We start from the raw sequence: 23663 nt of genomic DNA, 5'->3' as shown, positions 1-23663 counted from the left end.
GAATTCCTGATGCAGGCCGACGGCGTCGCCCTGCCCCTCGTCTATACCCCGCCGTTAAACCTGCGCAGGAGCAGGATCAGTGCGAGCCCCGCAAGGAGTGCCTGGGCTGACCAGTAGACGGGCCACCAACCGCTGCCGGTGTACGCCAACTGGGCTGGTGCGCCAGCGCCCAATGCTTGAACGCTCGAACCCAGCGCCTGCACACTGTCAGGGGAATGGCCGGACGTTGATGGGCTCAACGTCGTCCCGGGAACTACGGGGGTCACAGGCGCCACTGGGGCTACCGGGGTTACAGGCGTCACTGGAGTTACGGGGACAATCGGGGTTACCGGCGTTACAGGAGTTACTGGCGTAACTGGAGTCACGGGGATCACCGGTGGTTCCGGCGTAACGATGTCTGTTGCCTCAGAGCCCGCGGAAACGGCGTTGCCTAAAACACCCACCGCATTGCCGGAAGCATTCACCGGAACCGTCACAGGGACAGCCACCGGAACGTTGCCCAACAAGCCACCACCATCACCGGAACCTGACGAGGAACCCTGATCCACACCAGGAGCAGCAGAGCCGTTCGAAGCAGCCGAATCCGTGGAAACAGCGTTACCCAAAACACCCACCGCATTGCCGGAAGCATTCACCGGAACCGTCACAGGGACAGCCACCGGAACGTTGCCCAACAAGCCACCACCATCACCGGAACCTGACGAGGAACCCTGATCCACACCAGGAGCAGCAGAGCCGTTCGAAGCAGCCGAATCCGTGGAAACAGCGTTACCCAAAACACCCACCGCATTGCCGGAAGCATTCACCGGAACCGTCACAGGGACAGCCACCGGAACGTTGCCCAACAAGCCAGCCCCGCCATCACCGGAACCCTGATCCACACCAGGAGCAGCAGAGCCGTTCGAAGCAGCCGAATCCGTGGAAACAGCGTTACCCAAAACACCCACCGCGTTGCCGGAAGCGTCCACCGGAACCGTCACAGGGACAGCCACCGGAACGTTGCCCAACAAGCCAGCCCCGCCATCACCGGAACCCTGATCCACACCAGGAGCAGCAGAGCCGTTCGAAGCAGCCGAATCCGTGGAAACAGCGTTACCCAAAACACCCACCGCATTGCCGGAAGCATTCACCGGAACCGTCACAGGGACAGCCACCGGAACGTTGCCCAACAAGCCACCACCATCACCGGAACCTGACGAGGAACCCTGATCCACACCAGGAGCAGCAGAGCCGTTCGAAGCAGCCGAATCCGTGGAAACAGCGTTACCCAAAACACCCACCGCATTGCCGGAAGCATTCACCGGAACCGTCACAGGGACAGCCACCGGAACGTTGCCCAGGGCTCCATCAGCGGCGCCGCGGAGGAGGCCCCCGAGGAGACCACCTTCGTTCTGGGCGGAGGAGCTACTGGCAATCCCTGCAACAACGCTTTGCGCACCAGCGAGGGAATCGCTACTGCCTGCGCTGGACTGATCTGTGGCACTGGCCGCACCTGCACCGAGGGCGAGAAGGCCTCCGGCAAAGACCGCTGCACAGAGCGATCGACGAATAACAACATGCATAATGTCCAACTCCTGACAAAGATTTTTTGACCTTGGTTGCGAATGCAAGCCAGGGAAATACCGTGTTGTCTGCTCAGGCTTCAAGACAGACAGACGGTCATCTAGTCAGGTGATGATCCGGGGTGGGAGGGCATGGAGGCAGGAAGCGGCCAATCGGCATTGATCATCGCCGAGAACCCAGCTGCAAACACTGGTGACCCTGAGAAGTTTTCATTGGCGGCCGTTCCTGAAGCCCCTCCGGCACCGCCGGACCCAGCCCCCGACGGGCCTGGACCTGCGGCAGTAGCCAGATCGGCGCCGCATGGGCCCACTGCCGAAAGTCTCGAATTTGAGCCACACGCTGCGCCGGCGACTGCAGAGGAATCAAGGACGGGAGGCGATGGCGTAGCGCCCAAGAAGGACTCTCCATGGCCCAGGCCGACTCCGGCCAGAACTTCCATGGGCGTCTTGAAGGAACTTGGCACCGAATTTTGGATGGACGAAGTCGCCAAGCCGGCAAGTGCACCCGTCACAGACGCTGTTGGGTTAGACCCAGCTTGCTGTGTGCTTGAGTCACTAGTTACTACATCAATGGATCCGGGTAGCTCGCCGGGGCTCACGGGTATTTGGGGGACGATGGGGTTAGTTCCTGGGATTTCCGGCAGAAACGGCACGACCTCGTCCACCCCGGCGCCAATCCCTCCGAAAACGCCCCCGACTACTGAGTCCACAATAGGGATTACAGCTGCGGACACCGGATCAATCACGGGGGCCACAACCGCCAAAACCGGCTGAGTCACTTGATCCACAGCGCCCAGGACAGGAGCTGCCACGGCGTCAATAGCGCTGACGACCGGTTGAGCAATCACAGGTCCCGCAACTGGCGCGGCCTGAACGGTTTTTTCGAGGTTGTCCGTGACAGTGGCCACCGGGGGCAGAACGGTATCAACCGCTGTAATCCCACGGATGTCATGGACGACCGGCACCTGAGCGATGGTTTTGTCCACCACGTTCCCAATGGGGCTGAGGTTGCCGGACAGCAACCCGCTTGAGGAATCCTGTTCGGATGAGGGTTGCGTGGCGGAGGGTGAGTGCGAAGCCGCAAAGGCAGATGTTGAACCTAGCACCACGATCGCGGCCGCAAACAAGATACTTCCGAGAACCATTCGGGCGGCAAACATCAAGGAATCGTTCAGGAGCAAAGACTTCGCGTCCCCACGCACCCCAACACCCCAGACCTTTTGTTCGAGACCAGCACAAGTATCTACGGACCACTCTACGACCGCCGGTCAGGAACATCCATAGCTAGGACCTAATTCCTGCTGTCGCGCACATTGCTTGGTCAGACGTCTAACGTCCTACCATTGAAGTAATGTCTTCTGCTCTCCACACCTCAAAAGCCTCCCAAGCCGACCACTCAATTCAAGCACCGCACCCCCGCAAGCGGCTCGTCGCCGTCGTCGGAATCCTTGCGGTTGCCTTGGTGGGCCTGAATCTGCGCGCAGGAATCTCCAGCGCCTCGGCGCTCTTCCACGACCTCCAGCTGGTGCTCGGCTATGGCACGTTCACTGCGGCCCTTCTGCCCTCGATTCCCACACTGTGTTTTGCGGTAGCGGGTGCCGGCACGTCGTGGCTGGTCCGTCGCGTAGGCGTGGAGAAGGCAATCGCACTGGCCCTCGCGACTCTGACCGTTGGCCTGGCGCTGCGGGCGGTCCCGAGTGTGGGCATGCTGGTGCTGGGTACCGTAGTGAGCATGTCCGGACTGGCCGTTTGCAACGTGGCCATGCCGTCATTCATCCGCGAGCACTACGCCAGCAAAACCACCACCATGACGGGCGTTTACACGATCACGATGTCACTCGGCGCCACGATCTCTGCGGCCGTTAGCGTACCGCTGGCCCTGCAGCTGGATTCGCCGTCGCTCGGCCTGGCTGCATGGTCCCTCCTGTCCGTCGTTACTCTGATCGCATTCATCCCGGTGGCCCTCGCCGCCCACCGCCGCCAAGTGATTGGCCGTGGAATGCGTAGCTCGCCGTGGGTGCTTCTCAAGACGCGTCAGGGCCTGCTCATAACAGCGTTCTTCACGATCCAAGCCATCGCTGCCTACTCCATCATCAGCTGGCTGCCCACCATCTTAATCGCCGGCGGCCTCGACCCCACGACCGCGGGACTGTTCTTGGGACTGGCGCAAGTTGTGACCGTAGGGGGCAATGTTGCATTGCTGGCCCTCGCCGGGCGCCCCGGCGGACTACGCCGCGCCTTCATGGTGGCCAGCGGCTCGTACCTGCTCGGCGCAGTCGCGCTTTTGGTGTTGCCCGCGCAGGCGGCCGTGGCACCTGCGCTATTGCTGGGGCTCGGCTTTGGCGTTTTTTCGCTGGTTCTGGTTGTCATCAGCCGCTCCGGAAACACCACGGCGGAAGCCACCGCCATGTCAACGCTCGCCCAGTCCGTGGGCTACTTGGTTGGGACAATGGGCCCGTTTGGAATGGGCCTGGCCCACAGCCTCTCCGGTGGATGGACGCTGCCGCTTATTCTTCTTGTGGCCGTGGCCGCCGTGCAAGTGGTATTAGCCTGGTTGCTCACGGCAACCGGCCGGAAGAGTTCTTGATCCACAAAGGAAACTCCTCATAACCACTGGCTCCTCGCACCTCACCGCACCGTGATTCGTGGGACCGTGGCGATCATGGCATCTGGGTGGTTTGCGATCGGAACTTCCATCTAGCCGTAGCCAAAGCCTCCACCAACCCCTGCAAGAAGGTCATGGAGACGTGCTTGCAGGGGTTGTGGCCCACGATCCGGACGCCGCCTTCGGCCCAGTGGCGGCCAACCCCAAGGATTAGAACCCTGGGATTAGCCACCGAAGAACTGCCGTGACTATCCCACTACCGAGGCGCCGCGGGACACGCTGACCATGTCTTCGCGGGGCACTACCTTGACGCGTTCGCGCTGAACCGGGCCGGTCTCTGACGCGGCGGCACCCAATGCCTTTTCATGCGCATCAAGTTCCAGCCAGCCTTCCCACGTGGTGAATTCCACGCCGCGGGAATCGAGCAGTTCGGTCACTGCTTCCGGCGTCGCCACAGCTGCCAGGGGAAGTTCCTCACGGTCAGCCAAGAGGTGGGTGATGGTTTCCAAGGCATCGCCCTTGGTGTGACCAATCAAGCCAACTGGGCCGCGCTTGATCCAACCCGTTGCATAGACTCCCGGTACGTGGGTGCCGTCGGTACCGATTACGCGGCCGGCCTCGTTCGTGACAACGCCACGCTTGTGGTCAAATTCCACATCCGGCAAGGCCGAACCAAAGTATCCGATGGAGCGGTAAACGGCCTGGACCGGGTAGTCGATGAACTCGCCGGTTCCGCGTGCATTTCCTGTTCCGTCCAGTTCGGTGCGCTCGAACTTGATGCCCGTAACCTTGCCGTCCTGGCCCGTGATCTCCACCGGGTTGTGGAGGAAGTGCAGGTGGAGGCGGCGGGAGGCACCCGTGGTGGGGTCGGCGGCGTCGTCCTCCTGCTCAACCAGCCAGTTGGTGAGAGTGTTGACCATGGTCTTGACCTGGTTGTTGCTCTTCACGGCAACGTCGGAGGCCTCATCGAAATCGAAGTCCTCCTCGTAGAGAACAATGTCAACGTCCTTGGAATGGCTGAGCTCGCGCAGCTCCATGGGGGTGAACTTCACCTGGGCAGGGCCGCGGCGGCCAAAGATGTGCACGTCCGTGACGGGCGATTCCTTCAAACCGGCGTACACGTTCTCTGGGATCTCCGTGACCAGCAGGTCATCGGCGTGCTTGGACAGCACGCGGGCCACGTCCAGGGCCACGTTGCCGTTACCGATAACGGCGATTTCCTTCGCATTCAGCGGCCATTCGCGGGATACGTCAGGGTGCCCGTCGTACCAGGAGACAAAGTCGGCACCGCCATAGGAACCATCAAGCTCCACGCCCGGGATGTTCAGGTCCGCATCCTTGATGGCACCGGTTGCGAAAATGACGGCGTCGTAGTGCTTCTGCAGGTCCTCAAGGGAGAGGTCCGTTCCGTACTCGACGTTGCCGAAGAAGCGGATGTCGCCCCGGTCGAGCACCTTGTAGAGCGCGTTCACAATGCCCTTGATACGGGGGTGATCGGGCGCAACGCCGTAACGGATCAGGCCGTACGGGGCCGGGTAGCGGTCAAAAAGGTCAATGCTGACAACTAGACCATCACGCACTTCGGCGCTCTTGGTGATCATGTCCGCCGCGTAAACGCCGGCCGGGCCGGAGCCAACGACGGCGATGCGCAGGGGACGGTCCTGCGTTCCGGGCGCTACTGAAGAGTTTGATGACACGGCTGTGCTCATTTCTGTATGTACAAAGGGCTTATGGATAAGTCTAAGAGAGAGAACTGAAAGTTTCCCGCGTGCCATAGTTGGCGGTGGCCAGTTCCAGCGGCGCCAAGGGGCTGACACGCACCACGTCACCGACGACGACGACCGCCGGGTTGCGTACCTGGCCCGCCTGGGCGAGGGCCACGATGGTGCCCAGGGTGCCAATGGTGACGCGCTGGTCCTTGGCGTAGCCGTTTTCAATGATGGCCACGGGGCAGTCCTTGTCCCGGCCGGCGGCTTCGAGGATGGGCATGGACCGGTTAAGTGTGCCAACGCCCATGAGCAGAATCACCGTGTGATCGCTGCCGTGGGGGACGTTTTCAAGTTCCTCGTGGCCACTGATCATGGTGAACGCCTTGGCCAGTCCGCGGTGTGTGACGGGGATGCCTGCGGCAGCAGGAACACTGACGGCGCTGGTGACACCCGGAACAACTTCCACGTCCACACCGTTTTCACGGCAGGCGATCGCTTCTTCGCCGCCGCGGCCCAGCACGTACGGATCGCCGCCCTTGAGCCTGACCACGCGCTTTCCGGCCTGGGCTTCGCGGACCAGAATGGCATTGATTTCCGTTTGCGGAACGGGGTGATGACCTGGGGTCTTGCCGACTTCGATGATCTTCACGTCGTCGCCGAGAGTTTGCAGCAGGCCGCGGGGGCCAAGCCTGTCGGCCACCACCACATCAGCCTCGGCCAGAAGCCTGCGTCCGCGTACCGTGATGAGGTCTTCGGCGCCGGGACCACCACCTACGAGGGCAACGGAGCCTCGGTGGTCAGGCGTTGGCGAGATTGCTGCTTTTCGGTACCGGCGCAACGGCAGGTCTCCGCTTTCCAGAGCAGCCGCGATGGCGTTGCGAATGGCCACGGCACGCAGGGGATCTCCGCCGGCGTTAACAGCCACCTTGACGTCCTCCACTGTGGCAACAGCCGGTGTCCAGGCCGCCGATTCCTGGGCGTGGGAATGGTTCACGCACCAGATGCGGCTGGATTCTGCATCGGAGGCTACCAAGGCGTCCACGTCAAAGTTATTGCTGGCCGCCACGGCGTACCAAACGCCGTCCATGTCGGCGCTTATGTAACCGCGGGCAGCCCACGTGAGAAGGCCGGCGTCGGCGAGCTCCCTGGCGGGGGCGCTGAGAACCGGGGCCACAAGGGTGACCTGGGCTCCGGCGTCGAGCAATGCCTTGGCCCGCCGGGCCGCAACCGTGCCGCCGCCCACAACGAGGACGGGGCGGCCAAGGAGCCGCAGGGAGGTTGGGTAAAGATCCACAATTGCCATGAAAAAACCTTAGGGAAGCGCAACAAAGAGAAACAAGGGATTCGTTACACCACTTCACGTGGCGTCACGCGGGGACACATTCCGATTGGCTGAGGCCGGACGCCCGGCCTGGAGCAGGGCACGGGGAGGCTAGCGAGTGCTGCCGGCCAACAATCCACGGCCGCGCAACAACCGCTTTTCCACGGGTGCGAAGACCAGGAGCTCTACGGCGATGCCCACAAACAGGATGACCAGAATCGCCGACATGACGATCCCCATATCGGAGAGCTGGCGGCCCTGCTCGAGCAGCGAACCCAGCCCGAACCCCAAGGAGCCGCCCATCGCGATAATTTCCGCGGCCATGAGGGAGCGCCACGAGAACGCCCAGCCCTGTTTGAGCCCGCCCACATAACCCGGAAGCGCGGCGGGAAGAACCACGTTGACGGCCATTTCCCAGCGCGATGCACCCAGAATCTGGCCAACACGGCGGTACTGGGGCGGAATCTGATCCACGCCGGCGATGAGGCCGTTGATGATGGAGGGGATGGCGCCCATGAACATGACGAAGTACACCGTGGCGTCGGTCAGACCGAACCAGATAATGGCCGCCGGCACCCAAGCCACGGAAGGCAGTACCTGCAGGCCCGAAATCAGGGGGCCAAATGCGCGGCGCAAGATCCGGACTTGGGAAAGGAGCAGGCCGATCGGCGTGCCAACCACAATGCTGACCGCGAAGCCGATGATGCCGCGTTGCAGCGACGTCCAGACGGCTTCCTGCGCCGTACCGTCCTGCCACAGTGCACCAAGCGATCCCAGAACGTCCAGCGGTCCGGGCACCAGGTCGCGGCGGCGCAGCCCCAGCGAAACGTAGAACTGCCACGCGAGCAGCAGGACAATGAAGGCGGCCAGCGGCAGAAGCACGCGGGACCAATCGATCCGTCGGCGCTGCACGGCGTCGGACTGGAGCGAGTCCAACCCGGCCTCGAGGGAGCGCATTTCCTCGTCGGTGCCGCTCTTGATCATGGGGGAGGTAACTGTCTCAGGCATGACGGCGGATCTCCTCGCGCAATCGGGTGGTGATGTCGGAGGTCAGTTCCCCGGCAGCAGCAGCATTGGTCCGGTGTTCATCGGAAACCTGCCATTGGGCAACTACACGTCCGGGCTTCGAGGACAGCAGCAACACCCGCTGGCCCAGCCGTACGGCTTCGCGCACGTTGTGGGTGACAAAAATAATGGTCCGGCCGGTCTCTTTCCAGACACGTTCCAACTCATTGTGGAGCAGGTCCCGGGTGATGGCATCGAGCGCGGCGAACGGCTCATCCATGAGCAACAGCGGCCGGTCCTGCGCCAAGGCCCGGGCAAGTGCAACCCGCTGGCGCATACCGCCGGAGAGCTCGTGCGGGCGCTTGTCAACGGCATGTCCCAGGTTCACCAGGTCAAGCAGTTCGGTGGCACGTACCCTGCGTTCTGCCCGACCCACACCTCTCAGCTTGAGCGCGAGTTCAACATTCCTGCGGGCAGTAAGCCACGGAAAGAGCGATGAATCCTGAAACATGAATGCGGCACCATCGGCGGGGACCTCCAGGGCACCCAAAGTGGGAACGTCCAGGCCGGAAATGATGTTGAGCAGGGTGGACTTGCCACAGCCCGAGGCTCCCAGCAGGGCCACAAATTCGCCCTGCTGGACCGTGGCGTTGACATCGTCCAGCACCGGAGCGCCGGATCCAAAGCTCTTGCCGAGGTTTTCAAGGACGACGACGGGCGGCCGGCTGGCGCTCTCGGCTCCCTGAGCCGTGGCAGTTGCCGCGTCTGCGGTGAGCAGCTGCGTCATGATGTCCTCAATCCTGTTGCCGTGGTGGCCTGTTCGGCACTGTTATGTGACCCGGCCGCCACAGCTCCCGCACCGATCAAGGCGAGGAGGACTGCGAGGACCAGAATTTCCAGACCACGCCAGCGCTGCTGGCCTCCGCTTTTTTCCATATCTAAACGGTAAGGAATCCGGTTGCGCCTGATCAATGAAGCTGACGCAACAGGTCACGCAAGTTCACGCAGCGTCACAATCGCGGATCAATCCAGTCCACCGGCAGAAACTTCAGCCTGGCCATTCTTGGCCAAGATCTTGTTCAGCGGGCCAAGTTCAAAGATCCCTGTCAGATTGGCTTGCGTACCCACTCCGGCCGTGACGCCATCTTCCAACAGCTTGGGGAAGGTTGAGGCGAGCGGATCGGCGGAGAATTTCAATTCGGTCAGGGATCGGGCGATCACCTCCGGCGCCAAGGCTTTGCCAGCCTGAGCCTTGAGGGCTGTGTTGATGGCCGTTGCGGCGTCCTTGGGATGGGCATTGAGCCAGTCAATGGACTCGGCATTGCCCGCCAACAGCGATTCAACCGTGTGCGGATGCTCCTCGAGGTACTTCTTGCTGACAATCAAAATGGTGGTGGCGAACTCGCCCTTGTCCCACAAATCCGCCTCGTTGACCAAGACTTTTGCCCCGGCCTCCAGTACCAGCCGCGAAGCCCAGGGCTCCGGCAGCCAGGCGCCGTCGATCTTTCCCTCTTGGAAGAGTTTCAGGGTGCTGGCATTGTCTGTGGGGTTAATAGTCACGTCACCGCCGCCGCTGGGTGTCGTGGCAAATCCGGCGCCTGCCAACCATGACCGCAAGGCCACATCCTGGGTACCACCCAATTGCGGGGTGGCCAGGACCTTGCCCTTGAGCGCAGCGGCCGTGGTGATCTCAGGCTTGACCACCAATTGTGCGCCACCGCTGGTTGCGCCCGCGATGATCCGGATGGACTCCCCTGCACTCTTGACGAATGAATTAATGGCCGGGTTAGGGCCAAGGTAGGCTGCATCGATGGCTCCGGCGTTGAGCGCCTCAATGGCCGAAGGCCCCGCATTGAACACTTGGGTTTCCAGTTTTGTGGAGCCCAGGTTCTTGGCGATGATGCCGTTGTTGACGCCGATCAAGGCTGGTGCGTGGGTAACATTGGCGAAATAGCCCAATTTCAGGGTGTCGGCCTGGGTGGGAGCGGCTACTGCCGGCTTGTCATTGCGGGCAGCCACGGAGGCCACGGCCGCGCCGGCACCTATGAGGGCGATGATGGCCGCGATCGCGGCAATCTCGATGCCGCGGATCTTGCGCCGGGGTTTTTGACCGGCCACGATGCGGGTAGTTTTTACTTCATTCGTCTCGGGCGTTTTTTCAGGCATGGCTCAACGGTAGGGAAATTCGCGAAGGCGCTCAACGACTCTGACGCGCAGGGTCACGAGAATTCACGCCGCGTCACAAAAGCCTCTTATTTGTCTGTTTGGCCCATCGAACGCCGGTAGCTGCCCGGCGTCAGCCCCAGGACTTTCTGAAAATCATTGGTGAGATGTGCCTGATCCACGTAGCCGAATTCAATGGCAATGCTTGCCAGGTCCGCCTCGGGTTGTGTGCGGGTACGCTCGGCCGCTTCTTGGAGGCGCCGGCGACGGATCAGCACCGAGGGGCTAAGGCCCACATACTTTTGCGAGAGACGTTGCAGGGTCCGGGTGGACATGGACAACCGGGCTGCCGCGTCTTCGATCCGGACCACGCTTGCGTTGCTGGCGATCAACTCCACCATGGAGTTGGCGACCAAAGCCTCCGGGGAAACGTCCGTGATGATGGTGGCAAGCCACGCAGAAAATGCGGCGACAGCGTTTTCGCGCCGGCTTTCAGGAGGCATCCCCGCAGCCGGCCCTTCCATGGCATGAACCACGGCGTCCTGAAGCTCGGGCAACTCAAGGTCAACTTTTACATCCCGCAACGTGGCCGGATTCCCGGTGAAGAAGGGAACGGCGGCTGGGCGCAATAGCGCGCCAACTGCCCATCCCCTGCCCGTCAGGTCTTGGTGTGAGAGCCGAGTTGTTGGTCCGGCGAGTTCAAGCCGCTCCCGTTGGACCACAAGGTTGCACGCCGCAAAGGCAATCAGCTGCTGCCGCGAGCTCCGGCCTGGTTCAATGTCCCATTCCGGAATCCAAAACCACTGAACCAGGTGGTCGAGGTGAGGGGGCGCGGGCAGGCGGTGGAAGGTTGGCAGGCTGGCGGGATACAGGATCCCTTTGAAGGAGCTGGGCACCCCGCCAGTCTATGGACCATGAAGTCGTGAATCTACAATCACCTTTTAGTGCGGCTGCGTAGCCTCAATTGCATGACTAATTCACAAGAAACAGCGACCGCCGCCCATGGACAGAACACGACTCATGGGGTGCCCGATGGTTTCACGAGCCTGACCCCGTTCCTGAGCATCCCACGGGCGGCCGAGGCCATTGCGTTTTACCAGGATGTTTTTGGGGCCCGGACCGTCTCGGTCACCGAGTTCGACGGCGTGGTGGCCCATGCCGAGCTCGAGTTCGCCAACGGCCGTATGCAACTTGGCGAGCCGAGCCCCGATTACCATTTGGTTCCCGCCCCTGACGGTGAGGACGATTGTTATTCACTGGGCCTGTACTGCGCCGACGTCGATGCTGTGCTTGAGCGGGCGGTCACGGCTGGTGCCACGGTACGAGAGCCCGCCACGAATTTTGTTTCGGGCGATCGTTTTGCCAGTATCCGGGATCCGTTTGGGGTCCGGTGGTCCATCATGACCCGCGTGGAGGATATTTCCGAGGAGGAAAGTACCGCGCGGGTTGCTCAATGGGCGGCAACACAGGGCTAGGCGTGGTCCCGTTCTGTGCGGATCCTGCGCAGCCGCGAGCGCAGCTTCGTTTCCCGGTTGGTGTCACTGCCAACTTCCTTGGTGGCGTCCACATAGGACTCCCCAAAGAATTTCAGCAGGAGGTCATCGGCGATCCGGACCTGCCCCGGGGAGAAGCGGTATCCCATCACCTTGGACACCTCGCGGGGATCGATGGCGTTGAACCAGTCCTCTGCGGCGTTGACCGTATCTATGCCGTTGGCGGCGAGGACGTTCACCATCCAGTCGTACTGGTTGACCTTGCTGCTGCGGGAGTCGGGGAAGGCGCGGGTCAGCACACCTTGGAGCGTACCGGCGTCGAGCTTTCTCGACACCGGGGCTGCCTCGGGCGTCCCCTCGGATTGGATGCGTTTGAGGATGTCACTGATGTTGACGAACTGCTGGTCGGCCAGCTCAATGAGTGTGGAGGCCATGGTGAACGCACGGCTGATTTCCGCGTTGTCACCGCTTGAACCCTTGAACCGGATGTCGTGTTCAAACTCCGCCCAGGCGTGCTGGAGAACCGTGCGGATTTGCACCTCAAAGCGGCGGCCAATGTAGTCCCGGCAGCCGCTGGGCGGATTCTCGGCGGGGACTTGAAGGGTCAGGTGACGGCCGGCGTAGCCAATGCCGCCGTTCTTGCGCATCATGGCGGTTTTGTCTTCATCGTCGAGGCAGGCGAACTGACTGCTGAGCGCGATGGCCACTGCCTCGATGTCGCTCTCCACATACAGGATGACCCGCATCCCGATCAGGTCGTCGAGACGTTCCAGACCACCCGGGTACTTGAGCTGCCCGTTTTCATCCCGGCGAGCCATTTTCTCCGCGGCAGATTCGGGCGCCTTGACCCGGAACTGCACATCGTGATGGTTGAGCCCGTCGTCATGGAGACGGCTGAGGATGGTGTTGCGAATTGCCTGAGCCGCGTTGTTTAGGGCCTCTTCCTGGAATTGATCGGTGTCCACTACAAATCCCGCGTCCTCCACGGCCAAGTGTGTGATGGTGTCCCCCTCGCCATTGTCAGAGCCGGTGATGAACCCGGTCCTTGATCAAATTCTCCCACCTTCGCAGGGCTTGTCCAGCCCAACGATCGCGCGTGCCGTTCGGTTCCGCCGGTGGTGTGAGGAGCCGCATTTAGCGGCTACCCGGAGGGCCTGCTCCAGGGCGGCGAGATCCATTCGCTCTCCACGGTGAAGAGCGACGCCGGAGCCCCCACCGCCTGCATCTTTCGCCCTGTGGGGGTGAGGGAGGCACGCATTTTTCGGGTGAAGTTTCCCGCCGGCAGCTCCACCTGCCACACGGCTGAATAAACGTCGCGGAGTGCGGACAGCGTAAATTCCTCGTGGACCAGCCGGGCGGCAATGGTGGTGTATTCCATTTTTCCGGCCAAGCGTTCCAACCCGGCCGCGACAATCTGCGCATGGTCGAAGGCCAGCTGCTCCCCGGGCAACTCATGAACGGGCAGCCACTGAGCCTTGGCAGCGTCAGTACCGGCAACCAACACCGGCAGGGTGTCGCCGTCGCCTTCCAACAGGACCAAGTGCGCCACGGAGACAACCCGCATGCGCGGGTCCCTGTCAGGTTCGCTATACGTGGCCAGCTGCTCCACAAAAACACGGTGTTCGCCCAGTGCCAACCCGGTTTCCTCCTCGAGCTCGCGGTACGCGGCGCCAAGAGCATTTTCATCCGGCCCAACAAAACCTCCGGGCAGCGCCCACTGGCCCAGGTACGGCTGCGCTCCGCGTTCGATCAAGGCAACGTGGAGCACCCCCTTGGCCACGGCAAACACCACTAGGTCCACGGTCAGGGCGACGGGCGGAAACTCCGCGGGATCGTAACCGGCAAGGAACTCGGCTTCGGCATTTGGGCCCCCGGCGGCGAGGGGCCCGCCGCGAGCTTGCGAGTGGTGGGAGCCGTCGGCTGGGCCCCCGGCGGCGAGGGGCCCGCCGCGAGCTTGCGAGTGGTGGGAGCCGTCGGCTGGGCCCCGGCGGCGAGGGGCCCGCCGCGAGCTTGCGAGTGGTGGGAGCCGTCGGCTGGGCCCCCGGCGGCGAGGGGCCCGCCGCGAGCTTGCGAGTGGTGGGAGCCGTCGGCTGGGCCCCCGGCGGCGAGGGGCCCGCCGCGAGCTTGCGAGTGGTGGGAGCCGTCGGGGATCATGCGGCCTGCTCCAGGACGGTGCGACCTGCCCAAACGGGCGAGGTGAAAGCCGCTTGCTGTGCCAAAATCGCGTCAATGACGGCGGTAGCTGTGGCGAGGCGGCGCTCCCGGCTGCCGGTGACCAGGATCCAGGAGTGCCCTTCCTCGGTCAGGGCTTCCTTGAACCATTCGGTCATCTCGGGGCGACGGTGTTCGCCCTCGCGCCAGCCATCGTCTTCGAAGTCAACACCCGTGTGATCGGTCAACAGGTACACGTCACGGTGTGGCAGCCGGTCCAGGGCACCAAACGATCCGTAGCTGCCCTCCCCCAGGTAGTAACGCTCCCAGAGGGTCGTGGCCAGGGCATCGGTATCGGCGATGACCAGAGGGGCTGATTCGGCTGCCGCTTGTTCCATCTCCGTTTGTCGGGCGGCGATCACAGCAAAGTCGGTGTCTGTCCACACCAGATCCTCGACAGCGGCGTCCGGATTGGTTCGCTGGAGCGCCTCGAGCAACTCGTAGGTGTAGTGCCGTCCATACTCCGGAACATCCACCAAGGCTGGGAACTGTGGGCGGTAGTGCTCGCTGAGCGCCTTGCTGAGAGTAGTGGTGCCGGTTGATTCGGCGCCCACCACGATCACCCGGACGGCCATTCCGCACCGGGCCGCCGGGATAATTTGCTGCCAGTTTTCGGCAAGGTCGTCACGGCAGGCGGTGCCGCTGATGTGGTGGTTCCTGCGTTGCGGGTCTACGGCTACATGGATGGCACCGAACGCCTCGGCCAGGCGGGCCCCGTAGCTTTCCGAGCTGTAGACGGCATCGATCTTCTCCACGCCACGAACCTTCAGCGCCCACCGCATGTTCTCCATCTGGGCCGTCCAGATCTCGTCACTGGCGTAGTCCACGGGGCAGTCGTTGCGAACCGGCACTATGGTGACATTGGCGCCGTCGAACTCTTCCTTCAACCAGGCCGCCCGAGTCTCCACTGTGAGCGATTCGAAGCGGCTGCCCTGGACCAAGACGTAAACGTGTTCCGCTTCAGCCTCCGCGGTCTCGATGAGGTGCCGATGGCCGGCGTGCGGCGGGTAGAACTTCCCGATGACAAGCGCGTTCTTATTCATGGCTAGACTCCTGCCGTTGCGAGTTCTGGGCTCTTCGTTGCGCGGATCCGGTTCCAACCCACCAAGCCGTAGATGCACAAGCCCAGGAAGCCGATGTAAAGGATCGCGGTCAGGGCCAGGCCGCGGCTGAAATACAGCGGGATTGAGACCAGATCAATCGCAATCCACACATGCCAGTGCTCAAAGATCTTCTTGGCCTGTGCGTACGTGGCCACCAGCGATGCCGCCAGCACGAATGCGTCGGGGATGGGCACCAGCGAATCCGTGCCCGCGTGCAGCAGGTAGGCGATCGCCGCAGTTGCCAGTACGACGGCGGCCACCCCCGCGAGTGTCTCGGCTCGCGTTGCACTGCGGATGAGGAGATCGTTGCTCCCGACGCTTCCGCTTGCACCGCGGCTCCACTTGATCCAGCCGTAGACGGCGATCACGGCGAAGATGACCTGCAGGAGTATTTCCCCATAGAGGCCGGCGCCCAAGAACAAGATGGCGAAGGCAACGTTGTTCAGGATGCCAACGGGCCAGTTCCAGATCTTCTGCCGAGCCACTCCCCACACGCACGCCGCACCGGTAACGAACCCAATGACCTCAACCCACGTGACCGGGTTGTTGATGAGCGTGAATGCTGTGGCGTTGAGCCAGTCGATGATATTCATGGCATCCCCTTATGAAGAGTTATTATCAACTTGATAATAACTCTAGCACAGGTGTGGCGCCAGACTGTCGAGCTTGTCGAGACGTGTGTCTCGACAAGCTCGACCAACGTCGATCAGCTCGACTATCGGCGCAGCTGCTCTGCCTTACTGTTCTGCCATGAATGCTTCCGGGCCTTGTTCGGCGGCCTTCGGGTCCATCCACAGGATGCTGAACCAGTTGCCGTCGGGGTCCTCGAAGTCGCGTGAGTACATGAACCCCATGTCCTGGGCAGGCCGGGGCTCCTTGCCGCCGGCGGCAAGCGCCTTTTCAAGCAGGGCGTCGACATCCTCACGGCTGTCACGGCTCAGGGCTGTCTGCACCTGGAGCTGATTGGCAGGATCCATGATGGGCTTGTCGGTGAACGTGGCGAAGAAGTCGTACGTGAGCATCATGAGGTAAATGTTTTCGTCGATGACAACGCAGGCAGCGTTTTCATCCGTGAAGTTGGGCTCGATCTTCCAGCCGAGGCCCGTAAAGAACTCCTTGGAGCGGTCCACGTTGCCGGTGGGAAGGTTGACGAATACTTGCGTTGGCATGATTTCTCCCTCGATACGGCCTCAACGGCCCAGAATTTGTATGGATAGTTTCATGCTTACGAACCTCTGCGGCGGTGTCAATGGCAACCACTACGAAAAATGCCGCCGTTCCCGGAAATTGCCGACGCTATAACGGCGGCAATTTGCGGGAACGGCGGCATTTTCGGCCGGAGGCAATCAGATGCTGTAGCGCTCATCCTCATGGTCGCCGGGGTGATCGTTGACCAGGCCCGCGGCCAGCGTGTTGCCATCCTGCGGGTCAATCACCAGGAACGCGCCGGTGCGGCGGTGGCGGGCGTAGGACTCCACGGGCAGCGGAGACGCCAAGCGGATCTGGGCCGTTCCGATGTCGTTCAGGTCCAGTCCGGAGGCGGCCTGCAGCTCGAAGGTTTCCAGGTCCAGCTTGCCGGTCACGGCACGGATGAGGCCCTGCACGGTCTTGCTTCCATGCTTGATGAGCACCTTGGCGCCCTCGCGCAGCGGCTTGGTGGAGAGCCAGCACAGCTCGGCGTACAGGTCCTGGCTGACCTCACCGAAGGTGCCGGTCGCTGCGATGACGTCGCCGCGGGCAATGTCGATCTCCTCGCTCAGGCGCAGCGATACCGACTGCGGGGCCACTGCGCGCTCCAGCGAACGGCCGGCAAAGTCAATGCCCACCACTGTGGCCGTGCGGCCCGAGGGCAGAACAGTGATTGCTTCTCCCACCGAGACTCCGCCCGAGGCGACCTGACCGGCATAGGCGCGGTAGTCGCGGAAGGAGGCTCCGGCGTCGTCCGCGAGGGTGAGCCCAGGTGCAAGCGCACCCTGCGGGCGGACCACCAGCTGGACGGGGAAGCGGAACGGCTCCAGGCCGCGCTCCAGCTCGTCAGTGGTGGGCAGCGTCTCCAACAAGTCCAGCAGGCTGGCGCCCGTGTACCAAGGGGTGTGGGCGGAGCGTTCCACCACGTTGTCACCTTCCAGCGCGGACACCGGGATGACCACCACGTCGCCGAGGCCGATGCTCGCGGCAACTGACTGGACGTCGGACTCAATGGCGCGGAAGACGTCCTCACTGAAGTCCACAAGGTCAATCTTGTTCACGGCAACCAGTACGTTGGGCACGCGCAGCAGGCGCAGCACCGACAGGTGCCGGCGGGTCTGCTCCAGCACACCCTTGCGTGCGTCGATGAGCACGACGACGGCATCCGCGGTGGACGCGCCCGTCACCGTGTTCTTGGTGTACTGGATGTGTCCGGGGCAGTCGGCCAGGATGAAGCTGCGGCGGTCCGTGGCGAAGTAGCGGTAGGCCACATCGATCGTGATGCCCTGCTCACGCTCGGCGCGCAGGCCGTCGGTCAGCAGCGCCAGGTCGATCTTCTGCGTGCTGCCGTTCTCTCCGCCGAAGCCGCGGTCCGCTGAGGTGCGGGCGACGGCGTCGAGCGTGTCGGCCAGGATTGCCTTGGAATCGTGGAGCAGGCGGCCCACCAGGGTGGACTTGCCGTCGTCGACGGAGCCGGCGGTGGCGAAACGGAACAGCGTGGCGTGCGCCAGCGGGGTCTCGGTAACTGTGCTCATTAGAAGTAGCCGTCTTTCTTGCGGTCTTCCATGGCTGCCTCGGAGATGCGGTCATCGGCCCGGGTGGCGCCACGTTCTGTCAGGGTGGAGGCGGCAACTTCACGTACTACGTCGTGGACAGTTGTTGCGTCGGAGGCCACGGCGCCCGTGCAGGACATGTCGCCCACGGTGCGGTAGCGGACCTGTTTGATGACAACTTCCTCATCCGGGCGCGGCTCGGACACAGGGCCCACGGCACGCCACATCCCGTCGCGCTCGTAGACCTCGCGGTCGTGGGCGTAGTACAGGCCCGGCAGTTCAATGTTTTCGCGGGCGATGTAGCGCCAGATGTCCAGCTCGGTCCAGTTGCTGATGGGGAATGCCCGCACGTGCTGGCCCACTGTGTGGCGGCCGTTGTACAGGTTCCACAGTTCGGGGCGCTGGTTGCGCGGGTCCCACTGGCCAAACTCGTCGCGCAGGGACAGGATGCGCTCCTTGGCGCGGGCCTTGTCCTCGTCACGGCGGCCGCCGCCGAAGACGGCGTCGAACTTGTTCTTGGCAATGGCATCCAGCAAGGGGACCGTCTGCAGCGGGTTGCGGGTGCCATCGGCACGCTCGGCCAGCTCGCCGGAATCGATGAAGTCCTGCACGGAACCCACCTCAAGGCGCAGGCCCAGGCGCTCCACAGTGCGGTCGCGGAAGTCAATGACCTCGGGGAAGTTGTGGCCCGTGTCAACGTGCAGCACGGGGAACGGGACCTTGCCGGGCCAGAACGCCTTGGTGGCCAGGTGCAGCATGACCACGGAGTCCTTGCCGCCGGAGAACAGCAGCGCGGGGCGCTCGAACTCTGCCACGACTTCACGGATGATGTGGATGGCCTCGGATTCGAGCAGGTCCAGCGAGTTCAGTTCGGCCGACCCGACAGGGGTTTCAATAGTTTGGGTGCTCATACGTGTAGTCCGCATTCTGTCTTGGAGGTTCCGGCCCAGCGGCCGCTCCTGGGGTCGGCGCCGGGGGCCACTTTGTTGGTGCAGGGTGCGCAGCCAATCGACGGGTAGCCCTGGCTGAGCAGGGGGTTCACGGGCAAAAGATTGTCATCCGAGTAGCTGATCAGCTCCTCGTACGTCCAGGTGGCCACGGGATTTACCTTGACCAGGCCGTTCTTTTCATCCCACACCACCAGCGGGGTGTCGGTGCGGGTGGGGGCCTCGTCGCGGCGAACTCCGGTGAACCACAGCTCGTACCCGGAAAGTGAACGGCCCAGCGGTTCAACCTTGCGCAGTGCACAGCACTGGGCTGGATCGCTCGCAAAAAGGTTCTTACCCAACAACGAATCTTGTTCTGCCACGGTGTTCAGCGGCAACACATCCACAATGTTCACGCGCAGGTTCTCGGCCACCTCATTCCGTGTGGCGTAGGTTTCCGGGAAATGGTAGCCCGTGTCCAGAAACAGCACGTCCACGCCGGGGAGCTGATCGGCAACCAGCGCCGGCAGCACGGCGTCGGCCATGGAACAGGCAACGGCGGCGGCACCGGTTGCGAAGTTGCGCGACACCCAGGCGATGACCTCCTGTGCGGACGCGTCCCACGCCAGCTCGGCAGCGCCGGCCTCGGCGATGGCCTTGAGCTCGTCATGTGAGCGGAGCGTTGTAGTTGTCATTTCAGCAGCTCCTCATCGGCGCGGTGGGCGAACTCGGCGAACGTTTCGCCGTCGGTGCGGGCGCCAACGTACTGGCGCACCACACGTTCCACATAGTCGGGCAGCTCGGCGGCGGTGACCTTCAAGCCGCGGATGGTGCGGCCCAGGCCTGCCTCAACCCGGTTGTCGGTGGCCAGCCCGCCACCCAGGTGGACCTGGAAGCCGGGGGCGGTGCCGCCGTCGTCCGTGGGAAGCATCATGCCCTTCAGGCCGATGTCAGCGGTCTGGATGCGGGCGCAGGAGTTGGGGCAGCCGTTGATGTTCAACGCGATCGGCTGGGTCAGCACCTTCGTGTCGACAAGATCAGCCAAACGTGTTTCAAGTTCACTGATAGCCGTGGCCGCGGTGTCCTTGGTGTTCACGATGGCCAGCTTGCAGTACTCGATGCCGGTGCAGGCGATGGTGGAGCGCCGGAACAGTGACGGGCGGGCGGACAGGCCCAGGCCGTCCAGCACAGTGATGAGCGGCTCCACCTGTTCCTTGGGCACGTCCAAGATGACGAGTTTCTGGTGCGGGGTGGTGCGCAGGCGGAACGAGCCATGGGCTTCCAAGGCGTCGGCCACGGCAGTCAGGATGGTGCCCGAAACCCGTCCCACGGTGGGGGTGACGCCAATGAAGAACTTGCCGTCCTTCTGCTCGTGGACGCCAATGTGGTCACCGGGGGACGTGGGCTTGGGCGCGGCGTCGCCGTCGGGCAGCTTGTGGCCCAGGTACTCGTCCTCCAGGATCTGGCGGAACTTGGCGGGGCCCCAGTCGGCCAGCAGGAACTTCAGGCGGGCCTTGGTGCGCATGCGGCGGTAGCCGTAGTCGCGGAAGATGCTGGTGACGCCCAGCCACACCTCGGCGGCAACCTCGGGTGAAACAAAGACACCCAGACGCTCGGCCAGTCGCGGGTTCGTGGACAAGCCGCCACCCACCCAGAGGTCGTAGCCGACACCCAGCTCGGGGTGAATGACACCCACCAGGGCGAAGTCGTTGATCTCGTGCACCACGTCCTGGGACGGGTGGCCGGTGATGGCTGTCTTGAACTTGCGGGGCAGGTTGGCCAGCTCCGGATCGCCAATGAACCGGGCACTGACCTCCTTGATCAAGGGGGTGGGATCAATGATCTCGTCCTTGGCAATGCCGGCCACGGGGGAACCCAGAATGACGCGCGGCACGTCGCCGCAGGCCTCGGTGGTGGACAGCCCGGCCGCCTCGAGGCGGTTCCAGATCTCCGGGACGTCCTCAACGCGCACCCAGTGCAGCTGGACGTTCTGGCGGTCAGTCAGGTCCGCGGTGTCGCGGCCAAAGTCAGTTGAAATCTGCCCGATCACGCGCAGTTGCTCGGTGGTCAGGGACCCGCCGTCGATGCGGACACGGAGCATGAAGTACTTGTCTTCAAGCTCATGGGGTTCCAGGGTGGCGGTCTTGCCGCCGTCGATTCCCTGCTTGCGCTGGGTGTACAGCCCCCACCAGCGGAAACGGCCGTGCAGATCTGTCTTCTCGATGCTGTCGAAGCCGCCATCGGCGTAGATGGTCTCGATCCGCTCACGGACACTCAGCCCGCCGTCTTCCTGCTTCCACGTCTCATTGGGATTCAGCGGCGTGGTGCCATCCACTTTCCACTGGCCGTGAGGCTTGGCCGCAGGGCGTGCCCTTACGGGTCGCTTGGCGGGTGCATCGGCGGAAACTGTCGCGGAGTCAGTTTCATTGCCAGAGGCGTTCGCTCCGGCTAGAGCTGTCTGTGTCATATGACGAGCGTAGGTTGCGTCCCGGGACGGACAAACAACAAATGAAACGCGGCTTCACCTTGGGCAACATTTCGTCATACGCCCCATTTAGGGCCTGGTTGTGCTTTCGGTTGTGCGCCTCCGCCTAGCTCAGGCTGCCGCACTTGCCGCTGATATGGCGCGATCGAAATGTTCCAGTGCCAACTCCGCCAACAGTGCGGAGGGCAGCAGCGGCGCGGCCACCTGATCTGCACCGGCCAGCGCGAGCTGGTCGTGGAAAAAGCCCGGGGCCAGCAGGTAGGAGGACACTGCCACCCCCGGAGCACCTGCAGCGCGCAACTGTTCCACGGCTTCCGGGACAGAGGGCCGGGCGCTTGCCCCATATGCCGCAAGGATGCGTTGCGGACGACGCACCGCCAGATCGGCCGCCAAAACTTCAATTTGTTCGGCGGCTTCGGGCCGTGAAGAGCCTGCCGCGGCGAGAACAATGCCCCAATCGGCAGGCAACTCCCCCAGCCGCTCATCGAGCAGCTTGGCCAAGCGTGGATCTGGCCCTAGTGGTGCCGCGGCCAAGGTGTTTGGGCGGCTGGCGACTGCTTGCGCTATGTCCACCTGCACGTGATAGCCCACCGTCAGCAACAGCGGGACAACCACTGCGCGGACCCCGGAAGCCAAGTGGGCAACAACGTCCGGGAGAGCCGGCTCCTGCACATCGACATAAGCTTCCAATACCTCAAGGCCCGGGCGCAGCCGCCCTATGTCCGCCCGGAGCTGGTTGATGCACGCCTGCCCCTGCGCGTTGTCGGTGCCGTGTGCGCAAGCAATCATGACCGTCTGGTGCTCCATGGGCCGTCCTTTCACGAGTTTTTCTGCTGCCAATCTACGTTACGGGCACCGTGCAGCGGGCTGCGGGAGTGCATGTTGTGTCAGGAGGCGGCGTCCCGCACCCTGCGTGCGGCGGCGTTGGAGATGCCCAGGGCCGAGGCCAGCCCACCGGCGAGGAACAGCACCGCGGTGATCACCATGATGCGCCGGAACGATTCATGGTCCAGCACCCCGCCCAGCATGACCCCGGCCAGGGCCACGGCAATCAGTCCGGCCACACGGGCGACGGCGTTGTTGATGGCCGAACCTATCCCGGACTGCTCCTTCGGCACGGCCCCCAGAATGGCGGCCGTCAACGGGGCCACGGTGATGGAGAGCCCCACAGCAAACACGAGCTGCCCGGGGAGGATCTGCAACCAAAAGTTGAACGGTTCGGCGGCCGTGGCCATGAGCGCGTACCCGCCGGCGGCCACCACGGGCCCGGCCGCCATGAACAGCCGCGGCCCGTGCTTGCCGGCCATGGTGCCGAACGGCCCGGCCAACACCAGGGAGATCACGGCCACTGGCAGGGAGGCGAGCCCCGCCTGCGCCGCCGTGAACCCGGCGATCTCCTGCAGGAACAGCACCACCATGAGCTGGCCGAGTGACAGGGCCGCATAAATGAACGTGGTGGCCACGTTGCCCATGCCAAAATTGCGGATCCTGAAAAGCCCCAGCGGCATCATGGGTGCCGGGGTCCGGTGTTCCCACCACAGGAACGCCCCAAGCGCAACCACGCCCGCGGCAAACGGCAGCCACACTGCCACGCTCCCCCAGCCCAGCCGTTCTTGTTCGATCAAGGCAAAGACGGTCCCGGCAAGTCCGACGGCGGCCAGCACCGCCCCGATCATGTCGATGCGTTGGGTGCGGCGCGCGGCAGTGACGGAAGGAGGCGGGGCCGCGGAGGGGGTCCCGCCGTCGTGCGTCAGGGCCGGAACCGGAGGGGCGGGAACGGAGACCGGCAGCGTCAGGCCCTTCAGGAAGAACAGCGTTGCGGCGATGGGCAGGACGTTGATGGCGAAGATCCACCGCCAGGTGGCCAGGTCCACCAACAGCCCGCCTACGAGGGGTCCGGCCAGGAATGCCGTTCCCGTCCAGGCCGTCCACGAGCCAATGGCCTTGCCCTGCGCGGCACCGCTGAAGGTGGAGGTGATGAGGGCCAGCGAGCTGGGCACCAGCAGCGCAGCGCCGGCACCCTGCACGCCGCGGGAGACGATGAGCAGCAACGCGGTGGGGGCCAGCGCGCAGGCCAGCGACGCGGCACCGAAGATGAACAGGCCGGCGCGCAGAATCCTCACGCGGCCGAAGGTGTCTGACAGTGAGCCGGCGATGAGGATCAATGAACCCAACGCCAGCAGGTATGCGTCAACCACCCACTGCTGTGTGGTGATGCCGCCACCGAGCTCCCGCGTCATGGCAGGCAGGGCAACGTTGACGATGGCGCCGTCCAGGAACGCCACGAATGAGGCCAGGATGGCAACCCACAACACGCGGCGCTGGACCGCCTGCACCTG

22 protein-coding genes are annotated in these 23663 nt (G+C 63.4%); 2 read left to right on the top strand and 20 right to left on the bottom strand.

All coding sequences use genetic code 11. The annotated features are described in order from the left end of the window. Positions 1-41: 41 nt before the first annotated feature. Positions 42-1562 (bottom strand): hypothetical protein, encoded by a 1521-nt coding sequence (locus BLV41_RS22610; RefSeq protein WP_244516959.1) that lies wholly within the window; start codon positions 1560-1562, stop codon positions 42-44. Positions 1563-1663: 101 nt separating this feature from the next. Then, a complete protein-coding gene (locus tag BLV41_RS17560; protein WP_139244373.1) occupies positions 1664-2722 on the bottom strand; it encodes a hypothetical protein in 1059 nt (352 codons plus the stop codon). Between the two features lie 191 nt (positions 2723-2913). On the opposite strand from BLV41_RS17560, the gene BLV41_RS17555 reads away from it, so the two are divergent. Beyond that, complete coding sequence (locus BLV41_RS17555) at positions 2914-4149, top strand: MFS transporter (protein ID WP_139244371.1); 1236 nt, start codon at positions 2914-2916, stop codon at positions 4147-4149. Positions 4150-4415: 266 nt separating this feature from the next. Here the strand turns inward: BLV41_RS17555 and BLV41_RS17550 are convergent, their stop codons facing one another. From BLV41_RS17550 to BLV41_RS17525, 7 genes are all read right to left on the bottom strand, one after another. Beyond that, the gene (locus tag BLV41_RS17550; protein WP_074712756.1) at positions 4416-5876 is read right to left on the bottom strand and encodes an FAD-dependent oxidoreductase; all 1461 of its coding nucleotides are present in this window, start codon (positions 5874-5876) and stop codon (positions 4416-4418) included. Between the two features lie 31 nt (positions 5877-5907). Next, entirely contained in the window at positions 5908-7179 is a 1272-nt protein-coding gene (cobA, locus tag BLV41_RS17545; protein ID WP_074712755.1) for a uroporphyrinogen-III C-methyltransferase, read from the bottom strand. Between the two features lie 129 nt (positions 7180-7308). Beyond that, the gene (locus BLV41_RS17540) at positions 7309-8205 is read right to left on the bottom strand and encodes an ABC transporter permease (RefSeq protein ID WP_044576080.1); all 897 of its coding nucleotides are present in this window, start codon (positions 8203-8205) and stop codon (positions 7309-7311) included. Further along, positions 8198-8989, bottom strand: a complete 792-nt coding sequence (locus BLV41_RS17535; RefSeq protein ID WP_083360852.1) for an ABC transporter ATP-binding protein — start codon at positions 8987-8989, stop codon at positions 8198-8200. Before BLV41_RS17535 ends, BLV41_RS17540 begins: the two co-directional genes overlap by 8 nt. Further along, a complete protein-coding gene (locus BLV41_RS22155; protein ID WP_157884138.1) occupies positions 8986-9138 on the bottom strand; it encodes a hypothetical protein in 153 nt (50 codons plus the stop codon). Before BLV41_RS22155 ends, BLV41_RS17535 begins: the two co-directional genes overlap by 4 nt. 87 nt (positions 9139-9225) lie before the next feature. Then, positions 9226-10368 (bottom strand): ABC transporter substrate-binding protein, encoded by a 1143-nt coding sequence (locus BLV41_RS17530; protein ID WP_074712754.1) that lies wholly within the window; start codon positions 10366-10368, stop codon positions 9226-9228. Between the two features lie 86 nt (positions 10369-10454). Next, entirely contained in the window at positions 10455-11261 is an 807-nt protein-coding gene (locus BLV41_RS17525; protein ID WP_074712753.1) for an AraC family transcriptional regulator, read from the bottom strand. A gap of 72 nt (positions 11262-11333) precedes the next feature. On the opposite strand from BLV41_RS17525, the gene BLV41_RS17520 reads away from it, so the two are divergent. After that, positions 11334-11840 carry a VOC family protein gene (locus tag BLV41_RS17520; RefSeq protein WP_074713419.1) on the top strand — a complete coding sequence of 169 codons (507 nt, stop codon included), beginning with the start codon at positions 11334-11336 and terminating at the stop codon, positions 11838-11840. Here the strand turns inward: BLV41_RS17520 and BLV41_RS17515 are convergent. From BLV41_RS17515 to BLV41_RS17465, 11 genes are all read right to left on the bottom strand, one after another. Then, positions 11837-12823, bottom strand: coding sequence for a GTP pyrophosphokinase (locus BLV41_RS17515; protein WP_139244369.1), 987 nt, complete (start codon positions 12821-12823; stop codon positions 11837-11839). The genes BLV41_RS17520 and BLV41_RS17515 overlap by 4 nt on opposite strands. Positions 12824-12999: 176 nt before the next feature. Next, positions 13000-13650, bottom strand: coding sequence for an NUDIX hydrolase (locus BLV41_RS17510; protein ID WP_244516958.1), 651 nt, complete (start codon positions 13648-13650; stop codon positions 13000-13002). 358 nt (positions 13651-14008) lie between these two features. Then, positions 14009-15112 (bottom strand): AAA family ATPase, encoded by a 1104-nt coding sequence (locus BLV41_RS17505; RefSeq protein ID WP_074712751.1) that lies wholly within the window; start codon positions 15110-15112, stop codon positions 14009-14011. Positions 15113-15114: 2 nt separating this feature from the next. Further along, on the bottom strand, positions 15115-15765 hold the full coding sequence (pnuC, locus tag BLV41_RS17500) for a nicotinamide riboside transporter PnuC (RefSeq protein WP_074712750.1): 651 nt from the start codon (positions 15763-15765) through the stop codon (positions 15115-15117). A gap of 144 nt (positions 15766-15909) precedes the next feature. After that, positions 15910-16341: a VOC family protein gene (locus BLV41_RS17495; protein ID WP_074712749.1), complete on the bottom strand. Its 432-nt coding sequence runs from the start codon at positions 16339-16341 to the stop codon at positions 15910-15912. Positions 16342-16518: 177 nt separating this feature from the next. After that, positions 16519-17895: a sulfate adenylyltransferase subunit 1 gene (locus tag BLV41_RS17490; protein ID WP_074712748.1), complete on the bottom strand. Its 1377-nt coding sequence runs from the start codon at positions 17893-17895 to the stop codon at positions 16519-16521. Next, entirely contained in the window at positions 17895-18824 is a 930-nt protein-coding gene (cysD, locus tag BLV41_RS17485; RefSeq protein WP_074712747.1) for a sulfate adenylyltransferase subunit CysD, read from the bottom strand. Before cysD ends, BLV41_RS17490 begins: the two co-directional genes overlap by 1 nt. Further along, positions 18821-19534 carry a phosphoadenylyl-sulfate reductase gene (locus tag BLV41_RS17480; protein WP_074712746.1) on the bottom strand — a complete coding sequence of 238 codons (714 nt, stop codon included), beginning with the start codon at positions 19532-19534 and terminating at the stop codon, positions 18821-18823. Before BLV41_RS17480 ends, cysD begins: the two co-directional genes overlap by 4 nt. After that, the gene (locus BLV41_RS17475; protein WP_074712745.1) at positions 19531-21306 is read right to left on the bottom strand and encodes a nitrite/sulfite reductase; all 1776 of its coding nucleotides are present in this window, start codon (positions 21304-21306) and stop codon (positions 19531-19533) included. The genes BLV41_RS17480 and BLV41_RS17475 overlap by 4 nt, the downstream gene beginning before the upstream one ends. Positions 21307-21435: 129 nt before the next feature. Further along, on the bottom strand, positions 21436-22131 hold the full coding sequence (locus BLV41_RS17470) for a sirohydrochlorin chelatase (protein WP_044576050.1): 696 nt from the start codon (positions 22129-22131) through the stop codon (positions 21436-21438). 80 nt (positions 22132-22211) lie between these two features. Further along, entirely contained in the window at positions 22212-23660 is a 1449-nt protein-coding gene (locus BLV41_RS17465) for an MFS transporter (RefSeq protein ID WP_074712744.1), read from the bottom strand. Positions 23661-23663: the final 3 nt, after the last annotated feature.

The sequence above is a fragment of the Arthrobacter alpinus genome (genome assembly GCF_900105965.1).
Taxonomy (GTDB): domain Bacteria; phylum Actinomycetota; class Actinomycetes; order Actinomycetales; family Micrococcaceae; genus Specibacter; species Specibacter alpinus.
This window is presented reverse-complemented; position numbering and strand designations above follow the sequence as displayed.